The sequence below is a fragment of the Klebsiella sp. Lac1 genome (assembly GCF_009825425.1).
GTDB lineage: Bacteria > Pseudomonadota > Gammaproteobacteria > Enterobacterales > Enterobacteriaceae > Klebsiella > Klebsiella electrica.
In genome coordinates, this window is record NZ_VJZJ01000001.1 from 454,603 (window position 1) to 471,615 (window position 17,013).

The 17,013-nt window shown below is 55.4% G+C and carries 13 protein-coding genes and 7 tRNA genes; 2 read left to right on the forward strand and 18 right to left on the reverse strand.

The window, feature by feature from the left end; translation table 11 throughout:
* Nucleotides 1–8: 8 nt before the first annotated feature.
* Nucleotides 9–2,591: a leucine--tRNA ligase gene (leuS, locus tag FNY10_RS02115; protein ID WP_160702015.1), complete on the reverse strand. Its 2,583-nt coding sequence runs from the start codon at nt 2,589–2,591 to the stop codon at nt 9–11.
* Nucleotides 2,592–2,815: 224 nt separating this feature from the next.
* On the opposite strand from leuS, the gene FNY10_RS02120 reads away from it, so the two are divergent.
* Entirely contained in the window at nt 2,816–3,298 is a 483-nt protein-coding gene (locus tag FNY10_RS02120; RefSeq protein ID WP_100685945.1) for a zinc ribbon-containing protein, read from the forward strand.
* A gap of 66 nt (nt 3,299–3,364) precedes the next feature.
* Here FNY10_RS02120 and FNY10_RS02125 read toward each other — a convergent pair whose 3' ends face one another.
* The 9 genes from FNY10_RS02125 to miaB form a co-directional block, all read right to left on the reverse strand.
* The gene (locus FNY10_RS02125) at nt 3,365–4,090 is read right to left on the reverse strand and encodes an amino acid ABC transporter ATP-binding protein (protein ID WP_100685906.1); all 726 of its coding nucleotides are present in this window, start codon (nt 4,088–4,090) and stop codon (nt 3,365–3,367) included.
* Nucleotides 4,090–4,764, reverse strand: coding sequence for a glutamate/aspartate ABC transporter permease GltK (gene gltK, locus FNY10_RS02130; protein WP_004859564.1), 675 nt, complete (start codon nt 4,762–4,764; stop codon nt 4,090–4,092). The genes FNY10_RS02125 and gltK overlap by 1 nt, the downstream gene beginning before the upstream one ends.
* A 2-nt stretch (nt 4,765–4,766) precedes the next feature.
* Complete coding sequence (locus FNY10_RS02135; protein WP_004859566.1) at nt 4,767–5,507, reverse strand: amino acid ABC transporter permease; 741 nt, start codon at nt 5,505–5,507, stop codon at nt 4,767–4,769.
* Nucleotides 5,508–5,670: 163 nt separating this feature from the next.
* Nucleotides 5,671–6,579 carry an amino acid ABC transporter substrate-binding protein gene (locus FNY10_RS02140; protein WP_100685905.1) on the reverse strand — a complete coding sequence of 303 codons (909 nt, stop codon included), beginning with the start codon at nt 6,577–6,579 and terminating at the stop codon, nt 5,671–5,673.
* Nucleotides 6,580–6,985: 406 nt separating this feature from the next.
* Nucleotides 6,986–8,524, reverse strand: a complete 1,539-nt coding sequence (gene lnt / locus FNY10_RS02145) for an apolipoprotein N-acyltransferase (RefSeq protein WP_100685904.1) — start codon at nt 8,522–8,524, stop codon at nt 6,986–6,988.
* A 22-nt stretch (nt 8,525–8,546) separates the two neighbouring features.
* A complete protein-coding gene (corC, locus tag FNY10_RS02150) occupies nt 8,547–9,425 on the reverse strand; it encodes a CNNM family magnesium/cobalt transport protein CorC (protein WP_004859572.1) in 879 nt (292 codons plus the stop codon).
* A 101-nt stretch (nt 9,426–9,526) separates the two neighbouring features.
* The gene (ybeY, locus tag FNY10_RS02155) at nt 9,527–9,994 is read right to left on the reverse strand and encodes an rRNA maturation RNase YbeY (protein ID WP_100685903.1); all 468 of its coding nucleotides are present in this window, start codon (nt 9,992–9,994) and stop codon (nt 9,527–9,529) included.
* Entirely contained in the window at nt 9,991–11,037 is a 1,047-nt protein-coding gene (locus tag FNY10_RS02160) for a PhoH family protein (RefSeq protein ID WP_004859576.1), read from the reverse strand. Before FNY10_RS02160 ends, ybeY begins: the two co-directional genes overlap by 4 nt.
* A gap of 153 nt (nt 11,038–11,190) precedes the next feature.
* Nucleotides 11,191–12,615, reverse strand: coding sequence for a tRNA (N6-isopentenyl adenosine(37)-C2)-methylthiotransferase MiaB (miaB, locus tag FNY10_RS02165; RefSeq protein WP_100685902.1), 1,425 nt, complete (start codon nt 12,613–12,615; stop codon nt 11,191–11,193).
* A 208-nt stretch (nt 12,616–12,823) separates the two neighbouring features.
* Between miaB and ubiF the strand changes: the two genes are divergently transcribed.
* On the forward strand, nt 12,824–13,999 hold the full coding sequence (ubiF, locus tag FNY10_RS02170; protein ID WP_131047655.1) for a 3-demethoxyubiquinol 3-hydroxylase: 1,176 nt from the start codon (nt 12,824–12,826) through the stop codon (nt 13,997–13,999).
* Between the two features lie 151 nt (nt 14,000–14,150).
* On the opposite strand, the gene FNY10_RS02175 is transcribed toward ubiF, so the two are convergent.
* From FNY10_RS02175 to asnB, 8 genes are all read right to left on the reverse strand, one after another.
* Nucleotides 14,151–14,225 (reverse strand) — tRNA-Gln (locus FNY10_RS02175).
* Nucleotides 14,226–14,261: 36 nt separating this feature from the next.
* Nucleotides 14,262–14,336, reverse strand: a tRNA-Gln gene (locus FNY10_RS02180).
* A gap of 46 nt (nt 14,337–14,382) precedes the next feature.
* Nucleotides 14,383–14,459, reverse strand: a tRNA-Met gene (locus FNY10_RS02185).
* A gap of 20 nt (nt 14,460–14,479) precedes the next feature.
* Nucleotides 14,480–14,554: transfer RNA gene (locus FNY10_RS02190), tRNA-Gln, on the reverse strand.
* Between the two features lie 37 nt (nt 14,555–14,591).
* Nucleotides 14,592–14,666: transfer RNA gene (locus tag FNY10_RS02195), tRNA-Gln, on the reverse strand.
* A gap of 111 nt (nt 14,667–14,777) precedes the next feature.
* Nucleotides 14,778–14,862: transfer RNA gene (locus FNY10_RS02200), tRNA-Leu, on the reverse strand.
* A gap of 9 nt (nt 14,863–14,871) precedes the next feature.
* A tRNA-Met gene (locus FNY10_RS02205) sits at nt 14,872–14,948 on the reverse strand.
* A gap of 226 nt (nt 14,949–15,174) precedes the next feature.
* Nucleotides 15,175–16,839, reverse strand: coding sequence for an asparagine synthase B (gene asnB, locus FNY10_RS02210; RefSeq protein ID WP_131047656.1), 1,665 nt, complete (start codon nt 16,837–16,839; stop codon nt 15,175–15,177).
* Nucleotides 16,840–17,013: the final 174 nt, after the last annotated feature.

Sequence of the window (17,013 nt, forward strand, 5' to 3'; positions counted from 1 at the left end):
TCCTGTGCTTAGCCAACGACCAGGTTGAGCAGTTTGCCCGGGACGTAAATCACTTTACGTACGGTTACACCGTCGAGATACTTCGCGACCAGATGTTCCTGGCCCGCACGTTCACGAACCTGTTCTTCGCTTGCATCGACAGGAACGGTAATTTTACCACGGACTTTACCATTGACCTGAACAACAACCAGGGTGGTATTTTCAACCATGGCGCTTTCATCGGCGACCGGCCACTGCGCGTTGTCGATATCGCCTTCACCGCCCAGCTCCTGCCACAGCGTGAAGCTGGCGTGCGGGGTGAACGGATTGAGCATGCGCACAACCGCCAGCAGAGCCTCACGCATCAGCGCGCGATCCTGTTCGTTTTCCTGCGGCGCTTTCGCCAGTTTGTTCATCAGCTCCATGATCGCGGCGATCGCGGTGTTGAAGGTCTGACGACGGCCGATATCATCGGTCACTTTGGCGATCGTTTTATGGACATCGCGACGCAGCGCCTGCTGATCTTCGCTCAGGCTGGCAGCGTCCAGCGCGGCAACCGGGCCCTGAATGGTGTGCTCGTAAACCAGTTTCCAGACACGTTTCAGGAAGCGGTTCGCCCCTTCTACGCCGGACTCCTGCCATTCCAGCGTCATATCCGCCGGAGAGGCGAACATCATGAACAGACGAACGGTATCCGCGCCGTAGCGTTCTACCATTTCCTGCGGGTCGATGCCGTTGTTCTTCGACTTGGACATCTTGCTCATGCCGGTGTAGACCAGCTCATGACCTGCGGCGTCTTTGGCCTTCACAATGCGGCCTTTCTCGTCACGTTCAACAATTGCGTCTTTCGGAGAAACCCAGTTACGCTCGCCGTTTTCGCCAACGTAATAGAAGGCGTCAGCCAGTACCATCCCCTGACACAGCAGCTGTTTTGCCGGCTCGTCGGAGTTAACCATACCCGCGTCGCGCATCAGCTTATGGAAGAAGCGGAAGTACAGCAGGTGCATAATCGCATGTTCGATCCCGCCGATGTAAATATCGACCGGCAGCCAGTAGTTGGCGGCGTTTGGATCCAGCATTCCGTCATTGTACTGCGGGCAGGTGTAGCGCGCGTAGTACCAGGAAGACTCCATAAAGGTATCGAAGGTGTCGGTTTCACGCAGCGCAGGCTGACCGTTAACGGTGGTTTTTGCCCACTGCGGATCGGCCTTGATCGGGCTGGTGATACCGTCCATGACCACATCTTCCGGCAGGATCACCGGCAGCTGATCTTCCGGCGTTGGCATCACGGTACCGTCTTCGAGGGTGACCATTGGAATCGGCGCGCCCCAGTAACGCTGACGGGAAACGCCCCAGTCGCGAAGGCGGTAGTTAATTTTGCGTTCGCCAACGCCCATCGCCGCCAGTTTGTCGGCGATAGCGTTGAAGCCCGCTTCGTGGCTCAGGCCGTCAAACTCGCCGGAGTTGAACAGTGCGCCTTTTTCAGTCAGCGCCTGTTCGGACAGATCCGGTTCTGAGCCGTCCGCCGCCAGAATAACCGGCTTAATGTTCAGACCATATTTGCTGGCAAATTCGTAGTCGCGCTGATCGTGACCCGGAACGGCCATCACGGCGCCGGTGCCATATTCCATCAGCACGAAGTTGGCCGCCCAGACCGGAATTTCTTCGCCGGTCAGCGGGTGAATCGCTTTGAAGCCGGTATCGACGCCTTTTTTCTCCATCGTCGCCATTTCTGCTTCGGCGACTTTAGTGTTGCGGCACTCGTCGATAAACGCCGCCAGTTCCGGGTTGTTCGCTGCCGCCTGCTGCGCCAGCGGGTGACCCGCGGCAACGGCCAGGTAGGTGCAGCCCATGAAGGTGTCCGGACGGGTGGTGTAGACGGTCAGCTTGTCGGCGTACTCGTTAACGTTGAAGGAGATTTCTACCCCTTCGGAACGGCCGATCCAGTTGCGCTGCATGGTCTTAACGGTATCAGGCCAGTGATCCAGCTTATCCAGATCGTTGAGCAGTTCGTCGGCGTAGGCGGTGATTTTGATAAACCACTGCGGGATCTCTTTACGCTCAACTTTGGTATCGCAGCGCCAGCAGCAGCCGTCGATCACCTGTTCGTTGGCGAGAACGGTCTGGTCGTTCGGACACCAGTTCACCGCAGACGTTTTTTTGTACACCAGGCCTTTTTTATACAGCTCGGTGAAGAATTTTTGCTCCCAGCGGTAGTATTCCGGGGTGCAGGTCGCCACTTCACGGCTCCAGTCATAGCCAAAGCCCAGCTTTTTCAGCTGGTTTTTCATGTAGGCAATATTGTCGTAGGTCCACGGGGCCGGCGCGGTGTTGTTTTTTACCGCGGCGCCTTCCGCCGGCAGACCAAACGCATCCCAGCCGATCGGCTGCAGAACGTTTTTGCCGAGCATACGCTGGTAGCGGGCAATGACGTCGCCGATGGTGTAGTTACGCACGTGACCCATGTGTAGTCGACCAGAAGGATAAGGAAGCATCGACAGGCAGTAATACTTCTCTTTGCTCTCGTCTTCAGTTACTTCAAATGTACGATGATCGTCCCAGTGAAGCTGGACTTTCGATTCTATCTCTTCCGGGCGGTATTGCTCTTGCATGGCAGCCAGTGGTCCTGTTTTCAATACAGCTACAAAATGTAGCCAATGGATGTGTTATCAGATCGGCATAGCATAGCCCAAACGCCCACGTCAAAACAGCCTTTCGCACATTAACATCGGCAAAAGCGGCGGAGACTATTTCGCGACTCTGTGGGCTAACTGGCAAAGCAGACGGCAAATAACGTCTATTATTAGAAGAAGTTAACCACACCGGAGGCGAAATGATGAACAAGGTTGCTCAATTCTACCGTGAACTGGTGTCGACGCTCAGTGAACGGCTGCGCAGTGGAGAACGCGATATTGACGCGCTGGTGGAACAGGCGCGGGTGAAAATTAGCCAGTCTGGTGAGTTAACGCATCGCGAAGTTGAGACGCTGACCAAAGCGGTCAGGCGCGATCTGGAGGAGTTTGCCCTCAGCTATGAAGAGAGCCAGGATGAACTGACGGACAGCGTGTTTATGCGGGTGATCAAAGAGAGCCTGTGGCAGGAGCTGGCGGATATTACCGACAAAACCCAGCTGGAGTGGCGCGAAGTGTTCCAGGACCTCAACCACCACGGGGTTTACCACAGTGGCGAAGTGGTGGGGCTGGGAAATCTGGTGTGCGAACACTGCCATTATCACCTGGCGGTCTATACCCCGGATATTCTGCCGCGTTGCCCGAAATGCGGCCATGACCAGTTCCAGCGTCGTCCCTTTGAGCCTTGATACGCCGCGCAGAAGTCGCTGAAAACCAGGCGCGCACCTGCTGATGCGCGCCTGCAAAGCAACAAATTAATGCAGGATTTTGGCGAGGAAGTCTTTCGCGCGGTCGGATTGCGGATTGGCGAAAAACGCTTCTTTGTCAGAATCTTCGACAATTTTCCCTTCATCCATAAAGATCACCCGGTTGGCGACCTTACGGGCAAAGCCCATTTCGTGCGTCACCACCATCATCGTCATGCCTTCGTTGGCCAGCTCGACCATGACATCCAGCACTTCGTTGATCATTTCCGGATCCAGCGCGGAAGTCGGTTCGTCAAACAGCATCGCAATCGGATCCATACAGAGCGCGCGGGCGATAGCTACGCGCTGCTGCTGGCCGCCGGAGAGCTGGGCTGGGTATTTATCGGCATGGGCGGAGAGCCCCACGCGTTCCAGCAGCTTCAGGCCTTTTGCCCGGGAAGCGGCTTTGTCACGATTAAGCACTTTCACCTGCGCCAGCGTCAGGTTATCGATAATCGACAGATGCGGAAACAGTTCAAAGTGCTGGAACACCATCCCGACGCGGGAGCGCAGTCTGGCGAGGTTGGTTTTTTTATCGTTCACTTTGGTACCATCAACGGTAATCTCGCCCTGTTGGATTGGTTCAAGGCCGTTGACGGTTTTAATCAGCGTCGATTTGCCCGAGCCGGAAGGCCCGCACACCACCACCACTTCACCTTTTTTCACTTCCGTGGAGCAATCGGTCAGCACCTGAAAGTGACCATACCATTTTGAAACGTTTTTCAGGGTAATCATTACACAGTCCTTTTCTTCAACCAGCTGACCAACAGCGATGCGCTGAGACTAATGACAAAATAAACGGCGCCTGCGAACAGGATCATCTCGACCTGGGTTCCGTCGCGCTCACCGATGGTGGAGGCGGTACGGAAGAAATCGGCCAGGCTCAGAACGTAAACCAGAGAAGTATCCTGGAACAGCACGATCCCCTGAGTGAGCAGCAGCGGCACCATGGCGCGAAACGCCTGCGGCAGAATAATCAGCTTCATGGATTGCCACTGGGTCATCCCCAGCGCCAGCGCGGCGCTCGACTGGCCGCGAGAGATACTCTGGATACCCGCGCGGATAATTTCCGAATAGTACGCCGCTTCAAACATCGAGAAGGCCACCATCGCGGAGATCAGGCGGATATCGCTCTTCGGCGACAGGCCAAGAACGTTCTGCAGGAAACCAGGAACAATCAGATAAAACCACAGCAGGACCATCACCAGCGGGATCGAGCGGAACACGTTGACGTAGGTCTTCGCAAACCATGCCAGCGGCAGGAAGCTTGACAGGCGCATGACTGCCAGTAGGGTGCCCCAGACGATGCCGAAAATGATGGCGGTTACGGTGATTTTCAGCGTGATAACCAGCCCGGCCAGCAGGTAGGGCATCGATGGAACGATAGAACTCCAGTCAAAATCGTACATGATTATTTGCCCCCCATATTGCCCGGCAGGCGGACCTTGCGTTCAACCACATACATCACCAGCATAATCACCGCATTAATAAACACATAGGCGAGGGTAATCGCGGTAAAGGATTCCCAGGCGTGGGCCGAGTAATCCAGCAGCTTGCCTGCCTGTGCCGCCATATCCGCCAGCCCGATGGTTGAGGCGATGGCTGAGTTTTTCACCAGGTTCATCATCTCCGAGGTCATCGGCGGCACAATCACCCGATAGGCGTTGGGCAGCAGGACGTAACGATAGGTCTGCGGCAGCGTCAGACCCATGGCCAGCCCGGCGTTTTTCTGGCCGCGCGGCAGCGACTGAATGGCGGCGCGCACCTGTTCGCATACGCGCGCGGCGGTAAACAGCCCCAGACACATCATCGAAGAGAGAAAGAACTGAATATTCGGATCAAGCTCGGATTTAAACCACATGCCGATGTTTTCCGGCAGGAGCTCCGGCACCACCAGGTACCAGGTGAAGAACTGAACGATCAGCGGGACATTACGGAACAGTTCGACATAGCAGGTGCCGATACTCGATAACCAACGGTTAGGGGCAGTGCGTAAAATGCCGAACAGCGAGCCGACGAAAAAAGCGATAATCCAGGCGCTAATCGACAGGGCGATGGTGACCTGAAAGCCGCTCCAGAGCCAACCCAGATAGGTGGTATTGCCGAACGGGGCCTGTTGCAGGAAGATCCCCCAGTTCCAGTCTATTGACATAAATGACTCCTGGAAAAAAAAGGGTAGCATCGCTACCCTCGAAGATCGTTGTTCAGCTTGTTTCGGTATTCGCGGCGGCTGGGGAACGACCAGCCGCCGTATAGTCTGTCCGTGCTGTCACAACAATCGGGAGGGCAGGATCTCCTGCCCCTTGTTTTTTTAATTAGTTCAGAGCTTTATCGTTAGGGGTCTTGAACAGCGTCTTCATGTCGTCGGAGAGTTCGAAGTTCATATTCAGATTTTTCGGCGGAATCGGGTTTTTGAACCATTTATCAAACCATTTTTCCGCTTCGCCGGAGGTCTGGGCGCTGGCAACGGTGTCATCAATCAGCTTTTTAAACTGCGGATCGTCTTTGCGCAGCATACAGCCGTAGGCTTCTTTCGACTGGGGCGTGCCGACTATCTCCCAGTTATCCGGTTTCTTCGCTTTCGCGCGTTCGCCGGCCAGCAGCGCATCGTCCATCATAAAGGCCACCGCACGACCGCTTTCCAGAGTACGGAAGGAGTCGCCGTGGTCTTTAGCGCTGATAATGCGCATGTTCATTTTCTTCTCATCATTGAGCTTATGCAGCAGAACTTCGGAGGTGGTGCCGGAGGTGACGACAACTGCTTTGTCTTTCAGATCCGGGAAATCTTTAATCGCACCGCCTTTTTTCACCAGCAGGCGGGTACCCACGACGAAAATGGTATTGGAGAAGGCGGCTTGTTTCTGACGTTCAAGGTTATTGGTCGTGGAGCCGCACTCGAAGTCATAGGTCCCGTTTTGCAGCAGCGGAATACGGTTTTGCGAGGTTACCGGCACCAGTTTTACCTGCAGGTCAGGCTTATTCAGCTGCTTCTTGATGGCGTCAACGATAGCGTTGGAGTAGTCCTGAGAGTAGCCGACCACTTTTTGTTGATTGTCGTAGTAGGAAAACGGTACGGAGGATTCACGGTGGCCGACGACGATAACGCCGTTTTTAGCGATTTTGTCCAGCGTGCTGCCCGCTGCCGGGGCGGCATCTTCCGCATGCGCCAGGCCGGCGGTCATACCCATGACCAGCATCGCTGTGGCCAGTTTACGTAATTGCATATCCAACTCCTTATCCGCAGCGTCACTGACGCTTTTGATACCCATTGTGAATGTGTGTGTGTGCGTTATTATGGCTGCGATCCCGATGTGCAGCATTTGTATGTGTTTGTTAGCATTTAGTTTGGCTTAATGTAAAGATTTTGCTGCTTTATTGTTTATTTTTGCGAAGTGCTCCGCACCATTTAAAGGCAAAAATCTTCCATTGCACCAGCTGAGTGCCTGAGGTGAGCGATGCTGGTGCAACAGGGTTAAACCAACAATCAATGTCGCCGCGACCTGAGTATATTAAGCAATGGTCGTGCCAGATTGACGAGTGGAGAGACAGGAAAGGAGAGAAGGGCGGCCCCGGCGACGGCTAACGACCGGGGCTACGCGGATCGACAAGACGATCCGCAGGCAATAACGACTAGCGGCGACGCTGGCGCAGGCTCATGATCAGCGCGCCGAAACCCAACAGCGCGGTCAGCGCCCACAGCGGCCAGTTACCGGTACGGGCGTACGGAGTCAGGCCGGAAGTCGGGGTGACTTTGGTGGTCAGCACGGCGCGGGTGAACTGTGGGATCATATCCTGAATTTCCCCACGCGGGCCAATGACGGCGGTAATACCGTTATTGGTGCTGCGCAGCAGCGGACGCGCCAGCTCGAGGGCGCGCATCCGCGCCATCTGGAAGTGCTGCCACGGACCGATGGACTTGCCAAACCAGGCATCGTTGGAGATGGTCAGCAGATAGTCGGTATCCGGGCGGAAGTTATCCCGCACCTGCTCACCGAGAATAATCTCGTAGCAGATAGCCGCCGTCAGCTTCATGTTATGCGCCACCAGCTGCGGCTGCACATACGGGCCGCGGCTGAAAGAGGACATCGGTAAATCGAAGAACGGCGCCAGCGGGCGAAGAATGGACTCCAGCGGCACGAATTCACCGAACGGCACCAGGTGATTCTTGTTGTAGCGATCGGTGGAATCGTAGCTGTAGGGGTTATCTTTGCCCAGCGTAATGATGGTGTTATAGGTATCGTAACGATTCTGCGGATTAAGCCGGGCGTCGACAATACCGGTAATCAACGAACTGCCTTTCGCGCGCAGCAGGTCGTCCATCATAACCAGGAAATTCTGCTGGTTGATTTCCAGATCCGGGATCGCCGATTCCGGCCAGACGATTAGCTGGGATGACCCCATATGCGGCTGCGTCAAATCCAGATAGATTTTCAGCGTATTCACCAGCTGGTTTTCATCCCATTTCAGCGCCTGGGGAATATTGCCCTGCACTAAAGATACCTGGGTTGCCCGCTCAGGCAGCAGCTGATACCACTGGATGTAGCGCAGCGGAAAGGGCAGGGCGAACAGGACGATGGCCGCAATCAGCGGTTTCCAGCGGCGCTGAATGAGCGCAAGCACCAGCAGGCCGCTGACCACCATCAACAGGAAGTTAATGGCTTCAACGCCCATCACCGGCGCTAACCCTTTCAGCGGACCGTCAATCTGGCTGTAGCCAAACTGCAGCCACGGGAAGCCGGTCAGTACCCAGCCGCGCAGGAATTCGGTGATTTGCCAGACAACCGGCGCGGCGATCGCGACGCGTATCCAGTTAGTTTTGGGCCACAGGCGCGACAGGATGCCGGCAAACAGTCCGGTGTACAGCGACATATATGCCGCCAGCAGGACCACGAGGAATACGTTGACCGGGCCGGGCATGCCGCCGAACTGGGCGATGCTGACATAGACCCAGTGGATGCCGGAACCGAACAGCCCCAGCCCCCAGAAAAAGCCTATCCAGGTGCTTTGCAGCGGACGTCGGTTGAGGGTAAGCCCCTGCAGGCCGATTAACGAAACCATCGCCGCAGGCCAGATGTCATAAGGAGAAAAAGCCAGCGTTCCGCTGGCTCCGAATAATAGCGCCAGCAGCAGACGTACGCGCTGGCGTTCGATGAGAGAGGCAAATACCATTTAGGTTAATCGTCCCGTGTAATTAATCTTCCAGCTTCGGCTGTGGCGCGTCGTCAGGAAGTTTGACATGTACCTGGATGATACGTCGGCTATCGGCCATGGCGACTTTGAATTGGTAACCATCGATGTCAATAGACTCACCGCGCGCCGGCAGATGGCCAAAGGCCTGCATCACCAGCCCGCCAATGGTATCGACTTCTTCATCGCTGAAGTGAGTGCCGTAGGCTTCGTTGAAATCTTCAATGGAGGCCAGGGCGCGCACCGTCCAGGTGTGGCGGCTCAACTGACGAAAATCGATATCTTCTTCTTCATCGTATTCGTCTTCGATTTCGCCGACGATAAGCTCAAGGATGTCTTCAATGGTCACCAGACCGGAGACGCCGCCGAACTCATCGATAACGATAGCCATATGGTAACGCTGGGAGCGGAACTCTTTCAGCATGCGGTCGACCCGCTTACTTTCAGGCACGACAACCGCCGGGCGTAACACTTTTTCCATGCTGAACGCTTCGGAGTCGCTGCGCATAAACGGCAGCAGGTCCTTGGCCATCAGAATCCCTTCAATGTGATCTTTATCTTCGCTGATGACCGGGAAACGCGAGTGGGCGGACTCGATGATCACATCGAGGCATTCGTCCAGGGTCTGGTTGCGTTTCAGGGTAATCATTTGCGAGCGGGGGATCATGATATCGCGGACGCGCTGGTCGGCGATGTCCATGACCCCTTCGAGCATATCGCGCGTATCTTCATCGATAAGGTCGTTTTGCCCGGAATCACGGATCAGCTCCAGCAGTTCGTCACGGTTTTTCGGTTCCCCGTGAAAAAGCTGGCTGAGTAACAGGGAGAAGAATCCCTTTTTGCTGTTTACTGTGTCACTACTGTGTGAATTGTCGTCGCTCATGGCGTCGTGTGGGTTCTCATGTCAGTTAATTTGTCGCTCGTCGCGCGTGTGTTCAGCGCCGGACGGCACGGGGGCCGCTCGCCGGTAAAACCGGCGGCAGGCTATTCCTTCTCGGCAATGTACGGATCCTCATAGCCCAGAGCAAGCATTATCTCTGTTTCGAGGCTTTCCATCTCTTCCGCTTCTTCATCAATGATATGGTCATAGCCCAGCAGGTGCAGACTGCCGTGAATCACCATATGCGCCCAGTGCGCCTCCAGCGGCTTGTCTTGCTCTTTGGCTTCCTGTTCAACGACCTGACGGCAGATGATCAGATCGCCAAGTAGCGGCAGTTCGATACCCGGCGGAGCTTCAAACGGGAACGACAGCACGTTGGTCGGCTTATCCTTGCCGCGATAGGTCAGATTCAACTCATGGCTTTCGGCTTCGTCTACCAGGCGCACGGTCACTTCTGACTCCTCCTGGAACTGGGGAATGACGGCATCTACCCAGCGTTGAAACTGAGCTTCATCCGGCAATCCGGCGTTATCTTCGCAAGCCAGCTGTAAATCGAGAATAACCTGACTCATTTCTGCTCCTGTTCCTGGGCTTCGCGTTTGCGCTCGGCGGCCAGTTCTGCTTTACGTTTCTGATCCGCTTCTTCCCATGCTTCATACGCATTGACGATGCGAGCAACTACCGGGTGGCGCACCACATCTTCGCTATGGAAGAAATTGAAGCTGATTTCATCGACTTCCGCCAGCACCTCAATGGCGTGGCGCAGGCCGGATTTGGTGCTGCGCGGCAGGTCTATCTGAGTGACGTCGCCGGTGATCACCGCTTTTGAATTAAAACCGATACGGGTCAGGAACATCTTCATCTGTTCGATGGTGGTGTTCTGGCTTTCATCGAGAATGATAAATGCATCGTTCAGCGTGCGCCCGCGCATATAGGCCAGCGGCGCGACTTCGATAACGTTGCGTTCAATCAGTTTCTCGACCTTCTCAAAACCGAGCATCTCGAACAGCGCATCGTACAGCGGGCGCAGGTACGGATCGACTTTCTGGCTCAGGTCACCGGGCAGGAAGCCGAGCTTTTCTCCGGCTTCGACGGCAGGGCGGGTGAGCAGAATACGGCGTACGTCCTGGCGTTCGAGCGCATCGACCGCAGCGGCAACCGCAAGGTAGGTTTTCCCGGTCCCGGCAGGGCCGACGCCGAAGGTAATATCATGATCGAGGATGTTGGCGATGTACTGCGCCTGGTTTGGCGTCCGCGGCTTAATCACGCCACGCCGGGTTTTGATATTGACGGCCTTGCCGTACTCCGGCACGCTCTCGGCGCTTTGTTCCAGCACCCGCGCCTCTTTAATGGCCAGATGAATCTGTTCCGGCTCAATATCCTGAATCTGTCCGCGCATCGGTGCAGTATCGACGTACAGGCTGCGCAGGATATCGGCCGCCGCGTTCACGCAGATCATGCGCCCGGTCAGTTTAAAGTGGTTGTCACGGCGATTAATTTCGATGCCTAATCGACGTTCCAGCTGTTTGATGTTGTCGTCAAACGGGCCGCACAGCCCCAGCAGGCGTGCGTTATCCGCTGGCTCCAGGGTAATTTCACGGGTTTCTATGTTCAAACTGTTCCTCTTTACGCGTTTTGCCGGATAGCGAACGTTTCCGGCCAGTAAGGAAATTATTCACGTCATGGGAATATGGCGCAAGCATTGCGATGAATATTGGGCCGGAGAGAGGAAATACAAGGCCTGTCGGGGTCGGCAGGCCTGAACGGATCACGGCTGATAGGTTCCGACGCCGAGGTCGTTTTCTTTGCGGGTGCGGGCGATAACGGATTCCGGCGATTCCGCGATACGCAGCCCCATTTCCTCTTCGGTACGCACAATTTTACCGCGCAGCGAGTTGGTGTAGACGTCAACGATTTCGACATCGACAAACTTACCGACCATATCCGGGGTGCCTTCGAAGTTGACTACCCGGTTATTCTCGGTGCGCCCTGAGAGCTCCATGATACTTTTGCGGGAGGTGCCTTCAACCAGAATACGCTGGGTGGTGCCAAGCATGCGGCGGCTCCAGGCCATAGCCTGCTGGGTGATGCGCTCCTGCAGAATATACAGACGCTGCTTCTTGTCCTGTTCCGGGACGTCGTCGACCATATCCGCCGCCGGTGTTCCCGGACGGGCAGAGAAGATAAAGCTGTAGCTCATGTCGTGATTGACATCGGCAATCAGCTTCATGGTCTTCTCGAAATCGTCATTGGTTTCGCCAGGGAAGCCAACGATAAAGTCGGAGCTAATCTGAATATTCGGGCGCGCCTCGTACAGCTTGCGGATAATCGCTTTGTACTCCAGCGCCGTATGAGTACGCCCCATCAGGTTCAGCACCCGGTCGGAACCACTCTGCACCGGTAAATGCAGGAAGCTCACCAGCTCCGGGGTATCGCGATAGACATCAATGATGTCATCGGTAAACTCGATAGGGTGGCTGGTGGTAAAGCGAATGCGGTCGATACCGTCGATTGCCGCCACCAGACGCAGCAGATCGGCAAAACTGCCGGTCGTTCCATCGTAGTTCTCGCCGCGCCAGGCGTTGACGTTCTGTCCGAGCAGGTTGACCTCGCGGACGCCCTGAGCGGCCAACTGGGCAATCTCGAACAGGATATCGTCGGAAGGACGGCTGACCTCTTCGCCGCGGGTGTAAGGCACCACGCAGTAGGTACAGTATTTATTGCAGCCTTCCATAATGGAGACGAATGCCGTCGGGCCCTCGGCGCGCGGTTCCGGCAGACGGTCGAATTTTTCGATTTCAGGGAAACTGACGTCCACAACCGGACTGCGGTTGCCGCGAACGGAGTTGATCATCTCCGGCAGGCGATGGAGCGTCTGCGGCCCGAAAATAATATCGACGTAGTGGGCGCGTTGGCGGATATGGTGACCTTCCTGAGAGGCGACACAACCACCGACGCCAATAATCAGGTCGGGGTTCTTCTCTTTCAGTAGCTTCCAGCGGCCTAACTGATGGAAGACTTTTTCCTGAGCCTTCTCACGGATTGAGCAGGTATTGAGCAGCAGCACATCCGCTTCTTCCGCCACTTCGGTCAGTTGATACCCGTGCGTGGCATCCAGCAGATCGGCCATCTTTGATGAATCATATTCGTTCATCTGACAGCCCCAGGTTTTAATATGGAGTTTTTTTGTCATCGACTTGCTCATGCTTAAGTATATATACCCAAAGCTATTTTCTTCACCGGGAATGACTCTGCAATGTGAAGGACAGCGGGTATAAAGCCAGGATTGCAGGGCGCGTATTGTAATGCTTTGGTCGCGCCCTGACCAGTGCGAGCGTTATCACCACGAGGTGGGAAAAAATCCGGTAAACTTATCGGATTCAGGTTTAAGGATAATTGCCATGACAATTCATGCAACAGATGTCGCCATCGTGGGTGGCGGAATGGTTGGCGGAGCCCTGGCGCTGGGGCTGGCGCAGCACGGTTTTACGGTAACGGTTATCGAAACATCGGCCCCGCCGGCATTTGTGCCCTCAGCGCCGCCGGATGTGCGTATTTCGGCGATTAGCGCCGCTTCCGTCGGGTTACTGAACAGCCTCGGCGTCTGGGATGCGGTGCGCGCTATGCGGGCGCATCCCTATCGTCGGCTGGAGACCTGGGAATGGGAGGACGCGCATGTGACCTTTGATGCCGCCGAGCTGAAGCTGCCTGAGCTGGGTTACATGGTGGAAAACAATGTTCTGCAGCTCGCGCTGTGGCAGGCGCTGACGGCGCATGAGCGCATTACGCTCCGGGTTGGCGCCTCGTTACAGGAGATGCAGCGGGAGGAGACCTGCACGACATTGCGTCTGAGCGACGGCGGCGAATGCGCGGGCAGGTTGGTTATCGGCGCGGATGGCGCCAACTCACAGGTGCGCCAGCTGGCCGGAATTGGCGTTCACGCGTGGCAGTATCAGCAATCCTGCATGCTGATTAGCGTGCAGTGCGCAGAGGAGCCTGGCAACAGCACCTGGCAGCAGTTTACGCCGTCGGGGCCGCGCGCGTTTCTGCCGCTGTTCGACAATTGGGCATCGCTGGTGTGGTATGACACGCCCGCGCGTATTCGCCAGCTGCAGGGGATGAGTATGCCGCAGCTACAGCAGGAGATTGCGCGCCACTTCCCCTCCCGGCTGGGGCGCGTCACGCCGCTAAGTGCCGGGGCGTTTCCGCTGACCCGTCGCCATGCGCTGCAGTATGTACAGCCGGGGCTGGCGCTGGTGGGGGATGCCGCACATACCATTCATCCGCTGGCGGGGCAGGGGGTGAATCTGGGCTATCGCGATGTTGATGCCCTGCTGGATATTCTGAGTGAGGCGAAAGGCCAGGGTGAAGCATGGGCAGGTCTGCCGGTGTTGAAACGCTACCAGGCGCGACGCAGGGCGGATAATTTTATTATGCAGTCGGGTATGGATCTGTTTTATGCCGGCTTTACCAACGATCTGGCGCCGGTGCGCGTGCTGCGCAATATCGGCTTAATGGCCGCGGCGCATGCGGGCGTTTTAAAGCGTCAGGCGCTGAAGTACGCGTTGGGATTGTAAGCCCGGTTCCCGGCTGGCGCGCCGCTTAGCCGGGATATGGCTGCGGCGCGTGATACGCCATCGCCGGCGTATGGTGTGAATACCGCGATGCGGATTGAACCGGATACAGAAAGCAAAAAAGCTCGCCGAAGCGAGCTTTTTTGCTATTAAGTGGCTGGGGTACGAGGATTCGAACCTCGGAATGCTGGTATCAGAAACCAGAGCCTTACCGCTTGGCGATACCCCAACGGGTGCGTCCACAGAGTGAACGACTTTTTTAAATTGGCTGGGGTACGAGGATTCGAACCTCGGAATGCTGGTATCAGAAACCAGAGCCTTACCGCTTGGCGATACCCCAACAATTTTTTTAGGATTTATCGAACTAAATCAATAACTCCGTTGTATGGTGGCTACGACGGGATTCGAACCTGTGACCCCATCATTATGAGTGATGTGCTCTAACCAGCTGAGCTACGTAGCCAATCTTATCATATTCTTCGATGGCTGGGGTACCTGGATTCGAACCAGGGAATGCCGGTATCAAAAACCGGTGCCTTACCGCTTGGCGATACCCCAATAACCGTCGCGGTGAACCGCAAATCTCGAAGAAATATGGCTGGGGTACCTGGATTCGAACCAGGGAATGCCGGTATCAAAAACCGGTGCCTTACCGCTTGGCGATACCCCAACAAAAAAATCTTTTACTTTCGAAGGAGGTTATCGCCAAACTTATTGCCGCTAGCCTTAACGGCTAACTTACCGCCTGGATATACCCCATCCGTGCAACGCTTTGGGTGAATGGTGCGGGAGGCGAGACTTGAACTCGCACACCTTGCGGCGCCAGAACCTAAATCTGGTGCGTCTACCAATTTCGCCACTCCCGCAAAAAAAGATGGTGGCTACGACGGGATTCGAACCTGTGACCCCATCATTATGAGTGATGTGCTCTAACCAGCTGAGCTACGTAGCCATCTTTTTTTCGCGTTACCTTATCGGCGTTGCGGGGCGCATTATGCGTATTGGGCCTGCGAGCGTCAACCCCTTTTTCAATGAAAATCGCCGGAATGTGACTGTTTGGTTAGGTTGCGAACAGCGTGATGGAATAATCGGCAATTATTGGTTATTTATCGTTTTTCAGCGGTAAAAAAAGCCATAAAAAAACGGACCCCTCGGGGTCCGTTGGTGATGCAAATTGTTTATTTATAAGCTGACTGGTGAACGCCAACGGCGCGTCCTGACGGATCGTTCATGGTTTTGAACGCTTCGTCCCACTCAATCGCCTTAGCCGATGAACAGGCTACTGACGGGCCGCCAGGTACGCATTCGGCCGCGCTAGGTACCGGGAACAGCTCCTCGAAGATTTCACGATACAGGTACGCTTCTTTAGACGACGGCGTGTTGTACGGGAAACGGAAGCTGGCGGTTTCCAGCTGCTGATCGGAGACCTGTTTCGCCGCAACCTCTTTTAACGTATCGATCCAGCTGTAGCCTACGCCGTCAGAGAACTGCTCTTTCTGGCGCCATGCGACGCTGGCCGGCAGATAGGATTCAAAACATTCACGCAGGATATGTTTTTCCATTTTGCCGTTACCACACATTTTGTCCTGCGGGTTAATACGCATCGCGACGTCAAGGAACTGTTTGTCGAGGAACGGAACGCGCGCTTCCACCCCCCAGGCTGACATGGCTTTGTTTGCCCGGGCGCAGTCAAACATATGCAGCGCCTGCAGCTTACGTACGGTCTCTTCATGCAGCTCTTTGGCGTTTGGCGCTTTATGGAAATAGAGATAGCCGCCGAACACCTCATCAGAACCTTCGCCTGACAGCACCATTTTGATGCCCATCGCTTTGATTTTACGCGACATTAAATACATCGGCGTCGACGCACGGATGGTGGTCACATCGTAGGTTTCGATGTGATAGATAACGTCACGGATGGCATCCAGACCTTCCTGCACGGTGAAGTGGATCTCGTGGTGGACGGTACCCAGATGGTTGGCGACTTCCTGCGCGGCTTTCAGGTCCGGCGAGCCTTGCAGGCCGACGGCGAAAGAGTGCAGCTGCGGCCACCAGGCTTCGCTACGTTCCTGATCTTCAACCCGGCGAGCGGCGAATTTTTTGGTGATAGCGGAGATAACCGACGAGTCGAGGCCACCGGACAGCAGCACGCCGTAAGGCACATCAGACATCAGGTGGCTTTTGACGGACTCTTCCAGCGCCTGACGCAGTTCGTTTTTATCCGTGACGTTGTCTTTTACCGCATCATAGTCAAACCAGTCGCGCTGATAGTACTGGCGGATTTCACCGTCTTTGCTCCACAGGTAGCTACCCGCCGGGAACTCTTTGATTGTCCGGCAGACCGGAACCAGCGCTTTCATTTCTGAGGCGACGTAGAAGTTGCCGTGCTCGTCGTGGCCCATATACAGTGGGATGATACCGATATGGTCGCGGCCAATCAGATACGCGTCCTGTTCGCTGTCGTACAGCGCGAAGGCGAACATCCCCTGCAGATCGTCGAGGAATGCCGCGCCTTTTTCCTGATACAGGGCGAGAATGACTTCGCAGTCGGAGCCGGTCTGGAAGGTATAGCGGTCGCCGTATTCCGCGCGCAGCGCCTGGTGGTTATAAATTTCGCCGTTTACCGCCAGCGCGTGGGTTTTTGGCGCGTTGTACAACGGCTGGGCCCCGGCGTTCACGTCGACGATAGACAGACGCTCATGGACCAAAATAGCTTTATCGCTGGCGTAGACGCCGGACCAGTCCGGGCCGCGGTGGCGCATCAGGCGGGAAAGTTCCAGTGCCTTTTTACGCAGCTCAGCTGCGTCAGTTTTAATATCCAGTACGCCAAAAATAGAACACATAACCTTCTCCATTACCCTGTCGTGTTGTGATGTTGTGCAGACGTCGTCTTATCGCGAGGTCTCAGTGCATGTCTAAGAAAATGCCGTAAAGGAGAGGAGGGCGCAAGAGATTTACGGTCAGTAAAAGAAAAAACGCAATGACGATTACTGAATATTAAAAAAAGAGCATGTTTT